This is a genomic window from Actinomadura opuntiae (genome assembly GCF_030283205.1).
In the GTDB taxonomy this organism is placed as follows: Bacteria; Actinomycetota; Actinomycetes; order Streptosporangiales; family Streptosporangiaceae; genus Spirillospora.
The window spans coordinates 155,749-167,533 of the sequence record NZ_JASNWF010000006.1 but is presented as its reverse complement, the minus strand read 5'-3'; the positions used below and the strand labels follow the sequence as shown (position 1 = coordinate 167,533).

26 protein-coding genes are annotated in these 11,785 nt (G+C 71.2%); 19 read left to right on the top strand and 7 right to left on the bottom strand.

All coding sequences use genetic code 11. The annotated features are described in order from the left end of the window. Nucleotides 1-90: 90 nt before the first annotated feature. The 19 genes from QP089_RS14540 to QP089_RS14460 all read left to right on the top strand — a co-directional run bounded on the left by QP089_RS14540 (nucleotide 91) and on the right by QP089_RS14460 (nucleotide 9,147). Nucleotides 91-342: a helix-turn-helix transcriptional regulator gene (locus QP089_RS14540; protein WP_285912108.1), complete on the top strand. Its 252-nt coding sequence runs from the start codon at nucleotides 91-93 to the stop codon at nucleotides 340-342. Beyond that, on the top strand, nucleotides 339-593 hold the full coding sequence (locus tag QP089_RS14535) for a hypothetical protein (protein ID WP_285912107.1): 255 nt from the start codon (nucleotides 339-341) through the stop codon (nucleotides 591-593). The genes QP089_RS14540 and QP089_RS14535 overlap by 4 nt, the downstream gene beginning before the upstream one ends. After that, nucleotides 590-781, top strand: coding sequence for a hypothetical protein (locus tag QP089_RS14530; protein WP_285912106.1), 192 nt, complete (start codon nucleotides 590-592; stop codon nucleotides 779-781). The genes QP089_RS14535 and QP089_RS14530 overlap by 4 nt, the downstream gene beginning before the upstream one ends. Nucleotides 782-877: 96 nt before the next feature. Further along, on the top strand, nucleotides 878-1,162 hold the full coding sequence (locus QP089_RS14525; protein ID WP_285912105.1) for a hypothetical protein: 285 nt from the start codon (nucleotides 878-880) through the stop codon (nucleotides 1,160-1,162). A gap of 114 nt (nucleotides 1,163-1,276) precedes the next feature. Continuing rightward, a complete protein-coding gene (locus QP089_RS14520) occupies nucleotides 1,277-2,149 on the top strand; it encodes an LvrA C-terminal domain-related protein (RefSeq protein WP_285912104.1) in 873 nt (290 codons plus the stop codon). Then, on the top strand, nucleotides 2,146-2,718 hold the full coding sequence (locus QP089_RS14515) for an ATP-binding protein (protein WP_285912103.1): 573 nt from the start codon (nucleotides 2,146-2,148) through the stop codon (nucleotides 2,716-2,718). The genes QP089_RS14520 and QP089_RS14515 overlap by 4 nt, the downstream gene beginning before the upstream one ends. After that, nucleotides 2,715-4,112: a replicative DNA helicase gene (gene dnaB, locus QP089_RS14510; protein ID WP_285912102.1), complete on the top strand. Its 1,398-nt coding sequence runs from the start codon at nucleotides 2,715-2,717 to the stop codon at nucleotides 4,110-4,112. The genes QP089_RS14515 and dnaB overlap by 4 nt, the downstream gene beginning before the upstream one ends. Continuing rightward, on the top strand, nucleotides 4,109-4,546 hold the full coding sequence (locus QP089_RS14505) for a hypothetical protein (protein ID WP_285912101.1): 438 nt from the start codon (nucleotides 4,109-4,111) through the stop codon (nucleotides 4,544-4,546). Before dnaB ends, QP089_RS14505 begins: the two co-directional genes overlap by 4 nt. Next, nucleotides 4,533-4,733 carry a hypothetical protein gene (locus QP089_RS14500; RefSeq protein ID WP_285912100.1) on the top strand — a complete coding sequence of 67 codons (201 nt, stop codon included), beginning with the start codon at nucleotides 4,533-4,535 and terminating at the stop codon, nucleotides 4,731-4,733. The genes QP089_RS14505 and QP089_RS14500 overlap by 14 nt, the downstream gene beginning before the upstream one ends. A gap of 2 nt (nucleotides 4,734-4,735) precedes the next feature. Next, nucleotides 4,736-5,068, top strand: a complete 333-nt coding sequence (locus QP089_RS14495; RefSeq protein ID WP_285912099.1) for a hypothetical protein — start codon at nucleotides 4,736-4,738, stop codon at nucleotides 5,066-5,068. Nucleotides 5,069-5,143: 75 nt separating this feature from the next. Then, on the top strand, nucleotides 5,144-5,581 hold the full coding sequence (locus tag QP089_RS14490; RefSeq protein ID WP_285912098.1) for a M50 family metallopeptidase: 438 nt from the start codon (nucleotides 5,144-5,146) through the stop codon (nucleotides 5,579-5,581). After that, nucleotides 5,581-5,796, top strand: a complete 216-nt coding sequence (locus QP089_RS14485) for a hypothetical protein (RefSeq protein WP_285912097.1) — start codon at nucleotides 5,581-5,583, stop codon at nucleotides 5,794-5,796. The genes QP089_RS14490 and QP089_RS14485 overlap by 1 nt, the downstream gene beginning before the upstream one ends. A gap of 86 nt (nucleotides 5,797-5,882) precedes the next feature. Continuing rightward, nucleotides 5,883-6,431 (top strand): hypothetical protein, encoded by a 549-nt coding sequence (locus QP089_RS14480; RefSeq protein WP_285912096.1) that lies wholly within the window; start codon nucleotides 5,883-5,885, stop codon nucleotides 6,429-6,431. Then, nucleotides 6,421-6,672 carry a hypothetical protein gene (locus tag QP089_RS14475; RefSeq protein ID WP_285912095.1) on the top strand — a complete coding sequence of 84 codons (252 nt, stop codon included), beginning with the start codon at nucleotides 6,421-6,423 and terminating at the stop codon, nucleotides 6,670-6,672. Before QP089_RS14480 ends, QP089_RS14475 begins: the two co-directional genes overlap by 11 nt. Then, nucleotides 6,638-7,120, top strand: a complete 483-nt coding sequence (locus tag QP089_RS48800) for a helix-turn-helix transcriptional regulator (RefSeq protein ID WP_353070585.1) — start codon at nucleotides 6,638-6,640, stop codon at nucleotides 7,118-7,120. Before QP089_RS14475 ends, QP089_RS48800 begins: the two co-directional genes overlap by 35 nt. Before the next feature lie 3 nt (nucleotides 7,121-7,123). Further along, on the top strand, nucleotides 7,124-7,474 hold the full coding sequence (locus tag QP089_RS14470) for a hypothetical protein (protein ID WP_285912094.1): 351 nt from the start codon (nucleotides 7,124-7,126) through the stop codon (nucleotides 7,472-7,474). After that, entirely contained in the window at nucleotides 7,474-8,025 is a 552-nt protein-coding gene (locus tag QP089_RS14465; RefSeq protein ID WP_353070584.1) for a hypothetical protein, read from the top strand. Before QP089_RS14470 ends, QP089_RS14465 begins: the two co-directional genes overlap by 1 nt. Continuing rightward, a complete protein-coding gene (locus tag QP089_RS48795; protein ID WP_353070583.1) occupies nucleotides 7,911-8,486 on the top strand; it encodes a helix-turn-helix domain-containing protein in 576 nt (191 codons plus the stop codon). Before QP089_RS14465 ends, QP089_RS48795 begins: the two co-directional genes overlap by 115 nt. Next, nucleotides 8,431-9,147 (top strand): hypothetical protein, encoded by a 717-nt coding sequence (locus QP089_RS14460; protein WP_285912092.1) that lies wholly within the window; start codon nucleotides 8,431-8,433, stop codon nucleotides 9,145-9,147. The genes QP089_RS48795 and QP089_RS14460 overlap by 56 nt, the downstream gene beginning before the upstream one ends. Nucleotides 9,148-9,201: 54 nt before the next feature. Here QP089_RS14460 and QP089_RS14455 read toward each other — a convergent pair whose 3' ends face one another. From QP089_RS14455 to QP089_RS14425, 7 genes are all read right to left on the bottom strand, one after another. Continuing rightward, entirely contained in the window at nucleotides 9,202-9,408 is a 207-nt protein-coding gene (locus tag QP089_RS14455; protein WP_285912091.1) for a hypothetical protein, read from the bottom strand. 170 nt (nucleotides 9,409-9,578) lie between these two features. Next, a complete protein-coding gene (locus QP089_RS14450; protein ID WP_285912090.1) occupies nucleotides 9,579-10,133 on the bottom strand; it encodes a hypothetical protein in 555 nt (184 codons plus the stop codon). A gap of 73 nt (nucleotides 10,134-10,206) precedes the next feature. Further along, entirely contained in the window at nucleotides 10,207-10,494 is a 288-nt protein-coding gene (locus tag QP089_RS14445) for a hypothetical protein (RefSeq protein WP_285912089.1), read from the bottom strand. 271 nt (nucleotides 10,495-10,765) lie between these two features. After that, nucleotides 10,766-10,981: a hypothetical protein gene (locus QP089_RS14440; RefSeq protein ID WP_285912088.1), complete on the bottom strand. Its 216-nt coding sequence runs from the start codon at nucleotides 10,979-10,981 to the stop codon at nucleotides 10,766-10,768. After that, complete coding sequence (locus QP089_RS14435; protein ID WP_285912087.1) at nucleotides 10,978-11,172, bottom strand: hypothetical protein; 195 nt, start codon at nucleotides 11,170-11,172, stop codon at nucleotides 10,978-10,980. The genes QP089_RS14440 and QP089_RS14435 overlap by 4 nt, the downstream gene beginning before the upstream one ends. After that, on the bottom strand, nucleotides 11,169-11,387 hold the full coding sequence (locus QP089_RS14430; protein ID WP_285912086.1) for a hypothetical protein: 219 nt from the start codon (nucleotides 11,385-11,387) through the stop codon (nucleotides 11,169-11,171). Before QP089_RS14430 ends, QP089_RS14435 begins: the two co-directional genes overlap by 4 nt. Continuing rightward, nucleotides 11,384-11,650, bottom strand: coding sequence for a hypothetical protein (locus tag QP089_RS14425; RefSeq protein ID WP_285912085.1), 267 nt, complete (start codon nucleotides 11,648-11,650; stop codon nucleotides 11,384-11,386). The genes QP089_RS14430 and QP089_RS14425 overlap by 4 nt, the downstream gene beginning before the upstream one ends. Nucleotides 11,651-11,785: the final 135 nt, after the last annotated feature.

The window sequence follows — 11,785 nt, the reverse complement described above, 5'->3', positions numbered from 1 at the left end:
GCCGTCAAGCAGTTGAAGCACTAGCGACCCTACATCTAGCTCTACGAGTTAGTGCTACAAAACTGGAATTGTGTTGTAGCGTTACGTCCCATGGAGATCAGAGATCTCAAGCGGCTCCACTACGTCCGCGCGGCGGCGGCGAGCGGACGAGCCCGGCAGACACGCGTCGCCGCCGAACTAACGCAAGGCGAGATCGCCAAGGCGGTCGGCGTTGCACAGCCCACCGTCGCGCAGTGGGAGAACGGGAACCGCACCCCCCGCGGCGCCGCAGCGCTTCGCTATGCGGCCGTCCTAGAGTCGCTCGAGCGCACGCTCGCGGCGGCAGCCAAGGACGCCGGATGAGCGAGGAAGCCGTTCAGTCTGGGCGCTCAGAGGAGAAGCCCAAGGCGGCCTGGACGCTCGAGGCGCTGGAAGCACTCGGCCCCGTGACGGACGTGTCGACCACGGCATCGGTCGTTGACGTCAGCGAATGGACGGTCTACGAGCGGATCCGGCGCGGCGAGTGGCAGCTCACTCGGGTCCTTCGGATCGGCCGGAAGATCAAGATTCCGACGCAGGACTTGATCAGGCTCTTGTACGGAGAAGGGGCGTGACCGCGCCCCGCGCCGTGGCGACGCCGCTTCAGCTGGTCGGCCGCCGCACGCAGACGTGGTTCATGTACGAGTGCCCGCACTGCGACGGGATCCACCTCGACCGGACCCGCGACCCCGACGCGCTCCTCAGCGCACGGCGCGGCAGCTGCGGCCGCCTGGTCGACGTGGTGATCAGCGATGCGCCCTGAACAGCGAAGCGGCTCCCAGGCCAGCCCGCCCGGAAGCCGCTCGAACACTCAGGTCGCCGCCAGCGACCCCGACCCAGCCCCCACCAGGAGCAGGAAGTGATCCTGATGCTAGCCGAACCCCCCGGCCCGCACGGCAGCCCCACGTGGAACCGCTACAGCGCTGGCCTCGCCCGGTTCGCCGTCGAGCTGGCCGCCCTCGTCCAGCAGGCCGCCGTCGCAGAGGTCGGCGGAGACCCGGCCGACCTCGCCGAGCGCCTCGAGCTGCTCCGCGCGCACCTGCACCAGGAAGTCGACAAGGCGATCGACGCCGAGGCGGTCCGGCACCCGTCCCCGCGGCGGCTCATCTTTCGCGCCCGCCACTACTTCCGGGAGAGCGCGTGACCCCGCCAGCGCCCGGGGCGCGGGCCAGCCCGCGACGCTAACGGGCCTGCCGGTCCACAGTCTGACCAGCGGCGTTCATCGCCGCGCAGCGCACTTACACGAGAGGCAACGCACGTGGAGGACAGGTACGGCGACGCGCCGTGGGTCAGCGTGCCCGCGGTGGCCTGGGTGATCGACGACGCCCCCGTCCCTGCCGACCTCATGGCGACCCTGGTCGTGATCGCCCGGCGCTGCGACCGGCACGGGCGCGGCTCTTATCAGTCGATGCCAACCATCGCCGAGAAGACCGGCAAGTCCCCGGACCAGGCCCGGCGGGACGTCAAGCGGCTGCGCGATCTCGGCCTGCTGCTGCTCGGCGACCAGACGCTGCCCGCGCAGCACGGAGTACCGGCCGGCCAGCGGCCGCCTGTGTACGACCTGCCGATGCATCTGAGGGGCCCGAAGCCGCGCAAGGGGTCCAAGAACCCGTCGGGGAAGAAGGCGACCCCTGGCATGGATGCAAGGGGTGGCATGGATGCAAGGGGTGGCATGGAAGCCCCCTTGACCCCTGGCATGGATGCCGGGGGACCCCTTGCATGGATGCCACCCAAAGAAGACCTACAACCCAAGGAACAACACCACCCCCCTACGCCCCCCGCGACGCAGGATGAAGGGGTGGGTGAGCCGCGACGCCGTCCGGGCCAGGAACACCCCGACTTCGCCGACTGGTACGCCGCCTATCCCCTGCGCCAGGCCCGCGCCACCGCCCTGAAGGCGTACGCCAAGGCCGTGCAGAAGACAGACCCGGCCACCCTCCTCGCCGCCGCCAAGCGCTACTGCGACGACCCCAAGGTCCTCCGCGGCTACGCCATGAAACCCGCCAACTGGCTCGACGGAGAGTGCTGGCGCGACGAGCCCACGCCGCCGCGCCATGACCCGCGCTACGCGCCCGGCACAGGCTCCCAGGTGCCGCCGCGTGGCTCCTACCGAGAGGACGACCCGCTGTGACCACGTTCGACGACGAAGCCGACCGCGAGCACGAACGCGACCAGCGCGAGGCGCGCGTCGCCGCTGTCCGCCGCGCCCGCCCGGAACGGTTGCGGACGCCCGGCGTTCTTCACCCCAAAGTCGCCGCGTGGGTCGACCGGCTCGCCCAGGGCAGCGCCGAGAACCTGCTGCTGCGCGGCGAAGTCGGCACCGGCAAGACGTGGTCGGCATGGGAAGCGCTCGAGCGCGCCGCCGTCTTCTGGCGCAAGAGGTGGGAGTTCGTAAGCCCGGCCGACTGGCAGGAAGTCATCGACCCGCCGACCGTCCAGGCCGACCGCGACGCGCTCCGGCGGTGGCGGGACGTCCCGCTGCTGATCCTGGACGACCTCGGCGCCGCGCAGGTGAACGAGTGGGAGCGCAAGTGCCTGCACAAGGTGGTCGATGAACGGTGGGCGCACGCCCGCCCGACGGTGGTCACCTACAACCTGCAGTCGCTCGAGACCGCGTACGGCGAACGGATCGGCTCCCGCCTGACCGGCGGCGCGACCAGGGTCGACTTCGCCGGCCCGGACCGCAGGAGGACCCGGTGACCGAGCAACTGGTCGACGACGACCTCAGCGACCCGTCCGACTACCGGCCCCCCCGTCACGATCTGGCCGCCGAGAAGGGCGTGCTCGGCGGGATGATGCTCGCGCAGGACGTGATCGCCGACGTCCTTGAGACCGGGCTTCGCCCGAAGCACTTCTATCGGCCCGGCCACCAGATGATCTATAACGCGATCCTGGACCTGTACGGCCGCGGCGACCCCACCGACGTCTTTGCCGTCGGCGGCGAGCTGGACAAGCGCGGCGAGCTCATGAAGGTCGGTGAAAGCGCCGACCGCGGCGCCTCCTATCTGCACACCCTGGTGTCCACGGTGCCCGTCGGCCACAGCGCCAGCCACTACGCCCGCACCGTGGAGACCTGGGGAAGGCTCGCCCTGCTGGCGCAGACCGGCACCCGGATCGTGCAGATCGCCCGCACTGTGACCGACGCCGACGACGCCGCCGACCTGGCGAACAAGACGCTGGAGGAGGCGACCCGCGACACCACATCGACCACCGCCCGGCCCGTTTCCGAGCTCATCAGCGACTACCTCGACCACCTCGAGAACGGCTCGGGCGACGCCTGCCTCGAGACCGGCTGGACGGATCTGGACTCGCTGCTCGGCGGTGGTCTCCGACCCGGACAGATGGCCGTGATCGGCGCCCGTCCCGGGATGGGGAAGTCCGTGGTGATGCTGAACGCCGCCTACCACGCCGCCATCAAGAACGGCCTGCCTGTGCTGTTCGCGTCGCTGGAGATGAGCCACCAGGAACTCATGGACCGGATCGTGTCCCGCGCCGCGAAGATCAGCCTGCACAAGCTCCGTACCCGCGGCCTGGACGAGGACGACTGGAGACGCTTCGCCGAGGTCATGCCCAAGCTGGGCGCCAGCCGGACGCTGCTGCTCGACGACGACCCCGGCACGGGCATCACTCAGCTGCGGACCAAGCTCCGGGCGATGCGCCGGGCCGGCGCCCCGGCTGCGCTGCTGGTCGTCGACTACCTGCAGCTGATGACGTCCGGGAAGCGGACGGAGAACCGGCAGATCGAGGTGTCCATGCTCGCCCGGTCGCTGAAGCTGCTGGCCAAGGAGTTCACCGTCCCGGTGGTCGTCGGGTCGCAGCTCAACCGGGGCGTGGAGAACCGCAACGACAAGAAGCCGCTGCTGGCCGACCTACGCGAAAGCGGTGCCGTGGAACAGGACGCGGACATCGTGATCCTGCTTCACCGGGAGGACGCCTACGACAAGGAGTCTCCGCGGGCGGGCGAGATCGACCTGATCGTGGCCAAGCACCGCAACGGCCCGACCGCGACCGTGACGCTGGCCTGGCAGGGCCACTACCAGCGCGCATCCAACCTCGGATACGAACCCGAGACCTACACGCAGGGGGCTCTGTGATCACCGTCAACACGATCCAAGCTGGCTCGCCGCACCTCAGCGAGGCTGCAGCGCAGTACCTCACCGACCTGTGGAACACCGCCTACCCGCACATGCGTACCGACCTGACCGAGGTCATCGCCGCCCACCGGAACGCCTCGCTGCGGCGCCCCGGCCGGCAGCGCACCGAGACCGCCAAGGAGATCCGGCGATACGAGAGCGTCCGCCGCGAACTCGGGCAGCTCGACCGCGGCACGCACCGCCCTTGCAGCCGGAGCGAGCCGCGCTTCTCGCTCTTCGCCGCCACGAACGCCGTCCGTCACGCCCTCGACGCCCTGCCGGTCGACAGCCCGCACGCAGGTGACATCTACCGCCTCGCCGCCGAGCTCAGCGACCTGAGGACGGCCGAGATGACCCGCATCAAGCAGGGGGAGGCCGACCATGCCGAAGCGTGATCCGGAGACCGGAGACCTCATCAACAACCTGAGCGCGACCGTCCACCTGCGCGGGCAACTGCTGCCCGGCCTCGTGGAGGTGCGCGACTGGCCCGCGATGCGCCGCTGGCTCGCCGGCGCCGAGTTCAAGGCCCTCGCCGACCGGGTCACCTCGATCACGATCACCAACCACGACATCAAGGAGTGACCATGCCCGACAACGACCTGCGCACCATCTACGAAGACACCTACCTCGCCATCCGCGCCAAGTACGGGCACCCGGACGAGCCGGTCAGCTACCGCGGGCGGCTCGGCGCCGTCGAGACCCTCCCGCCGAAGGACTGGAGCAAGACCAAGTACGCGGCCTACTTCGACGAGGTGATGCGGCTCGGGCGCTGGTTCAAGGCAGCGTCCAAGTACGCGGCCAAGAAGCGCAAGACTCACGCCGACCGCACCGCCTACCTGGAGGCATGCGACCGGTACGGCGTCGCCGGACACGACCTGCTGTTCGCCGGCGAACCCGCGCAGACGGCTCTCATCTAGTCCCCGCCCGTGAACACCGACAGCACGACGGCCGGGCGCGTCCCTACCGCGCCCGGCCTGGAGGGAAAGGTATCGATGCCGACCATCGAAGAGCGCACTCACCACGAGGCCGCGCACGGAGTCATGGCCCACTGCGTCGGCGGCCGGTTCCGCTACATCACCATGAACCCCCGCACGGACAAGGCCAACGCCCTCACCTACGGCGTCACCGTCCCCGGACAGCTCGCCATGGTCTACGTCCTGCTGGCCGGCCCACTCCTGGAGTCGGCGATCGGCGGGAAGCCGATCGGGGACGTGCTCACCCAGCCCAGCGGGTGCAGCGACTTCCTGAAGGCCGCCGCCCTCGTCGAGCAACTACCCGGCGTGGACCTCGGCGCCACGATCGCCGACATTGACCGAAGGTTCGCGACACCTACCCGCATCCGAGCGATTCAGGTCGTCGCCAAGGCCCTGCTCACCCGCACGCGCGCCCTGACCTACCGCGAGTTCGTCGAGCTGGTGGGGGCGCTGTGATGCCCGCCCGATACCTGTTGCGCGGGCAGCCCGTACGCGTCCTGGTGAAGTTCGCCCTGCCGTCCAAGCGGAACCCTGCCGTCCCGGTGCCCGCGTGGCTCTGCTGGCACACCGCCCCGCCCGGTGCACCCCGCAACGCCCTCGTCGAACGCGAGGACGGGACCCGCTTCGTCCGGCCGTTCCGCGGCCTGCGCCGCGACCTAACCGCTACCTGAAACCCGAGCGGGCCCGGCCGGTACACGCCGGCCAGGCCCGCTCTCTCCGGCCACAACTTGTCCGACAAGCAGAGGACCACGAGATCATGAACACTGGACGGATCGCCCTCCAGCTCGACGAGCTGCTGTGCGACCTCACCCCCGACCAGGCCGCCGCGCTCCGCGCCGCCCTCCCCACCGGGTTCCGCGACCAGCTCGACGCCGCCGCCACCCACACACGCCAGAGTCTCGCCGCCGCAACCGCCGCCGGCGTCCTCACCAGACACGCCCCCATCCCCACCGCCGACCACCCCGCATGGATCCGCCTCGGCATCACCGACACCCTCGTCCGCTGGCACGCCGGCAGCGCAGACACCTGTATGCACGCACCCCACCCGCTACGGCCCCGTCCAGTGTTCGCCGCCGCCTGGCGGCCCGGCCTGGTGGTCTGCGGCGCCTGCGGCCACCTGCTCGCCATCCCGCCCGACTCCGACACCGACCGCACCTGCGACGGGTGCGGAAAGGTCACCGCCGGACCGGCGCACGACGATCCGATCTACCCGCTCACCATCGTGTGCGGCGCCCTGACCTACCAGGCCGGCGCCTGCCGCGACTGCCAGTACGTAGGACAGGCGGGTGCCGACCATGACCGGTGACGAGATGGAGCGCGATCTCCGGGCCGCCGTTGACGAGCGCCTCGCCGCACGCCTCGCCGAGGCCCGCCAGCAGCGCGCCAACCGGCAGGCCCGCGCCCTCCGACACCACAAGCGCAGGAAGGCCGGCATGCGGGCCCGGCACCGCGCCAAGCTCGCCCGACTCCGCGACCAGACCACCCAGGACCCGGACGAAAGCCACCCACCCCATGCCACCACCCCACCCACCGACGACGCCGCATAGCGAGTTCTGCGACACCCACCTCATGGAAACCCCCACCAGCACCCCGACCTATGGCAACCCACCACGAGGCAACACAGGCCCCGTCTCAGAACCCCGCGGGATACACGTCATGGAAGCTGTCGAAATCCGCCCAGGTCATGGAAACCCCCGGTACCCGAGACGCGTCCGCCGCGTCGTCTCCGCCGAGCTGGCTGCCTCCCTGCGCATCTGGCGACGCCGGGCGGGCCTGTCCCAACGGCGCCTGGCGGCCGCTGTCGGATCGGGCCGCCCACACCTGGCGAACCTCGAGGCCGGCCGCCGCGCGCCGAGCCATGCCCTCGCCGATGCGCTTGCGTACGCGCTCGAGCTGACGCAGGACGAACGGGAGCGGCTGCTCGCCGAGGCCGTCCCGGACGCGGGTTGGTCGTCGCCCCGGTGGACCCGTCTCCGTCCCACATCGAAGGAGTGACCCGTGATCTCATCGCCTCTCGCCGCCCGCGTCCGCGCCGCGTTGCGTGCTCTCCGCGGCCGCACGGAACCCGCGGCCCCTGCACTCAGCCGGCTCGACCATCAAGCGCTCGCCCTGGCCGCCATCGACGCGGCCCGCAATACGCCGGACCACCTCACGTCCGAGTCCGCGGCCGCATCCGTCCTGAGCCATTTGGGCCCGTCCGACCTCGCCGCGGTCGCGGTCGAGCTGGCTCGCATGTGGTGGTTCGTGCAGCGGGTGACCGTGTTGACGCCGTCCGCCGTCGACCGGATGACAGGAGCGTTCGGGTTCGCGCTGATGCTGCAGGACCGCGCCGATAGCGAGGCCGCGTGATGGGGCGCCCGTCGAACGTGACCGACAAGCAGCGCGCCGCCGTCCTGCAGCTCGGCACCACGGGCGCGTCGCTGCGCGAGATCGCCGAGCGGACCGCGGTCAGCAAGGACACCGCCCGCCGCATCCTCGTGGACGTGTCGCACAACTCCCGGCAGGTGTCGCAGAACCCGCCGGAGGTGTCGCAGAACCCGGCGCCGGCGGCCCGGCTGTCGACCGGTGTACGCCGCGGTGATGCCGCGCCGCCCGTGCGGTGGGTCGGGCGGAACATCGACGGCGAGCCGGTCGCGCTCGATGCGGCCGGGCAGGTCGCGCAGGTCGGCGCCGTCCAGGTGGTGCGGCGCGTCCGGGTCGGTGACCGGTTCCCCACCGTCCCGCCGTGGGGTCGGGTGCTGGTCCCCGGGCGGCTGGTCGGCGAGTCCTCAGACGGTCGCCTGTTGTGCCCGCACTGCACGCGGTGGCGGACGTTGGCCGAGCTGCGCGACCCGATGAACACCTGTATCGGGGTGACGCCCAAGCCGCACGCGGTGATCCCGCTCGAGGGTCACCGGTGACCGGCACGCGGGACCCGCTACGGGTCCCGCTCCCCGGCGGCGGCTCCTACCTCACCGGACGCGGTGACGAACTGGTCGCCATCGCGCTCGAACTGCTGTGGCGCGCCGACGCCCGCGCCCGCTCCGGCGACCTCGCCCGCCTCCGCCGCACCTTCACGGAACCCTTTCCCCCTGGTGGAGGTTCCGTGACCGGAACCCCGCCACCCTCCGACGCCCCCGGTTCGGCAGGGTTCGAGTGCGTCCATGCGGCTGGGGCGGCCGAGGTCCTCGGCGTCTCCGCACGAATGGTCCGCCGGATGTGCGAGCAGGGAACCTTGGCCGCCCACAAGTCCGCAGGACGCTGGCAGATCGAACGAGGTGAGGTCCTGGCCCACGCCGCTCACCGGAGAGCAGGAGACGAAACCCATGGCGTACAACGTGATCGGCAGGGCGCTGCAAGCAGGAGTGCTGACCGAGGCTGAGCGGACCGAGGCCGTCCGCAAGTGCATGAGCGACCCGGCATACGAGCAGCGTCTTGAAGACCAGATCACCGCGAAGGCCACCACGCCGCGCGCCGCATCCGCCAGGCCGGCGCATGCCGCGGCCAGCCCCACCGGCCCGGCCGCCGACCTGCTGCGCGAGATGCCCTCGGCGTATCGGGAGGCCGCGGCCGCGGGCCCGCCGCCGCAACTGTTCCCCGGCGGCGCCGGCGGCGGGACGCTCCCGAACGTCACCGCGTCCGGGATGGACCCGGCCGAGCTGGCGTCGGTGCCGTGGTGGTGCCGTCCCGCGATCGCCGAGGCGCCCACGCTCGACCAGGCGCGGTTCCTGCTCGCGGGTGCGCGCGAGGATCCCGAGGCCGCGAACGTCGGCCACGAGTTCACCGGCGCCACGGGTTACGTCGACTTCTCGATGTCCGTCCAGTCGTGGGCGATGGCGGGAGCCTCCGTCGCCGCGGAGAACCGGCAGGTCGCCGCCGAGCGGCAGGCCCGCGCAGTGGCCGCCGCGACGCACAGGCCGGTCACGGAGCTGAGTGAGGACGAGCTGTATGAGGCGGCGTTCGGCCAGGGCGACCGGCACCGCGCGTCTGTGCGGGCCAGGCCGAGGACCGGTGACCGCGTCGGCGGCCCCTGGCACGAATAGGCGCCCGCCGGCGGCCGCTACCCGGGCAGGACGGCCGCCGGCGGGCGGTGGGTCTCAGCTCTCGCCGCGCTGCTGGGCTGCGCGCCGGTTGACGGCGGCGTTCCACTCGTCAGGCGTTAGCGTGCTTGAGCAGCGGTTCCGACAGTCGGAGGTGAGCGGGATCCGCTTCACCGGAGCGGCGGACTGGTGGGCGGGGACGTTGCGGAAGCTGGTCGGCTGCTGCGGTTCCCCGCACGCCGGACACGTCTCGTTCTGAGTCATGGGCCGGAACGTACCGGCGCCGAGTCGTTAGCGTCGCGTCCTGCCGAGGGTGTGCGGACGGCCGTTCGCCGCTGCTCCGCCGATGTGCCATTTGCGAGTAACGGGCCCACATAACCGCAGGTCGGAGGAGTGGGTACCGCAGTGTCAAAGCGGTTCAGATAGGGAGCGATTCAGCCCGTTTGCTCGGTGTGCTCGCTCCACACGCCGAGCTTGGACCGCCAGGTGATCCGCACCTGAACTTGCTTCTCTCTAGCGTCCTGCTCGAGCGCAGCGTGCATTGCGTGGGCCTCGTCCTTCGCGGCCTTCGCGCGCCGCCAGCCCTCCATCGCCTGCTTGGCCATGCTGCCCCCGCTGAGGACATCGGGAAACTCCGGCGGCTCGTCCGGGACCTCATCGAACATGCTCCGCGGCAGGTCGACCGGCGCATACTCTCCGCCAGCCCGGCGAGGCAGCCGCACGCGCACGGACGTCTTCGGCTCGACCTTGTCAGCGTCGGTCGACTCGATCTCGGTCTCGGTCCACATCTCGACGGCCACCTTGAACGCCGGATCGCGTCCGAGGTTCACCACGTCGAAAACGCCCTCCTCGACGCGTTGCACCTGCCATTGCACGTCGGAACGTTCGCGGGCGCGACGATGCGCGAGCCAGGTGAGCCAGAGGGTAGGAGCGGCGAAGGCCGCGGCCGCACACGAAGCGGCGAGGGTGACCTCGTCTGCCCATTTCATGAGCGGGACCGTATCGGGAGCGACGGAGGTCCGCACGCAGCTGACGAGGACAGCGAGTCCGTCGCCCCGGGGGCTACGGCAGGTGCGGCCGGTGCCAGTGGTGCCGGTGCCCGTCCCCCGGCAGATCGGGGACGTCGACCTCGCTGCCCGAGGGCTCCGGCGACGCCGAGGACTCGATGGTCGCCACCGGCGCCGGTGGGACCGACGTCCCGGGCGAGGACCGGCTCGAGCTCCACACCGCGTACACGACCATCAGGACCGTCACCACGACCGCGGCGACCGCGATCAGGACGAGGGCCCGTAGGCGCTGTTCTCCCGTCGGAGGGATGACCGGCTGGGGCGGAGGAACGTAGGGCGGCATGGCGGGTAGACGGACCGGCCTGCCCTGCGGTGCACACCGCGACCGAGACCGGTCACCACGACGAGGGCAAGGCGGACCGGGCGACCCCGCCAAGAGCCTTCCGGTCCGCCTCGCGTCTTCGGGCCGCGGCCCTGGGAGTCACCCCGCCAAGAGCGCCTCCCCGAGGCCGCGGCGTCTTGGTCCCGCGGTCCCGGGCCGCCGCGCGCAGACCCGGAACCGCGGTGGACGACCCGGCCGGCCTCGGGGGTGTCCCGGCCAGGCCGCCCAGCTTCTACGGCTCAACCACCTGCCGAGCCACGTACACCGGCCGCTCGTCCTCGGCGACGTCGTCCGGGACCGTCACGGTCGTCACACCGCCATCCGGGACGCGGCACCGCCATGACCCGTCCAGCTGCGGGACGAGCGTCCCGACGATCCGCTTGTCCGAGTCGAGCAGGAACCACAGGCCGCCGTCCTCGGCGAGGGCGAACCGTCCGACCTTGGTCATGAGCGCCTCTTGTCGAGCAGCAGGTACAGCTCGGCCGGGGAACCGGCCTCGAGGGTCCCGCGCGGGAGCTGCTCGCCGTTGAGCATGCCGCGGGCGGCGAACCATCGGCCGCCGACCTCGACGATCGTCCAGCCCGGGAACTCCCGGCGCATCGCGGCGACCAGGTCGCTGACGTCCTCAGCGGCGGTCATGCTGCCCGCCGGCGTGCCGCGATGATGGCCTCGCCGAGCCGTTCCGGCGTCGTCCCCTCCACCAGCGTGCGGCAGTCGACCAGCGCCCACCAGTTCCGGGTGAAGTGCCCGAACCACGCGACGACGCCGTACCGCTCGCGGAACCGTCGTGTCTCGGCCTGGTGGATCGGTTCGGCGCTGAACGCCGCGGTGTCCTCGAACGGCCCGAGGGTCATGGCCGCACCCTGTTGAGCTTGGCGTCGGAGCTGATCGCCGCGTCGACCAGCTCGCGGAGGATCTCGCCGTCCTTGGCGCGGATCGCCCACGCCCCGCCGAGGTCCTTGACCGGCAGCTTCCGCTTGGCCACCCACGGGTGCGGGTTGCGCGGCGCGAACGTGAACGTCCACCCCGGGAAGTCCTGGCGTAGACCGGCGAGGAGTATCTGCCCCATCTGCTCGGCGCTCGGCGGGGTGGCGGGCGCCGCCTGGTCGGTGTCCATGTCGTCTCCGCTGCTGCGATGCACTTACGCGGTCACGCCTAGTGAATCTGTGGCAGGCGCCACACCGGGAGGGGGAGACTGGGGAGTGAGGGGAAGTCGCGGGAAGGCGCTTCTTCCCATGTCCGGGCGAAGGGT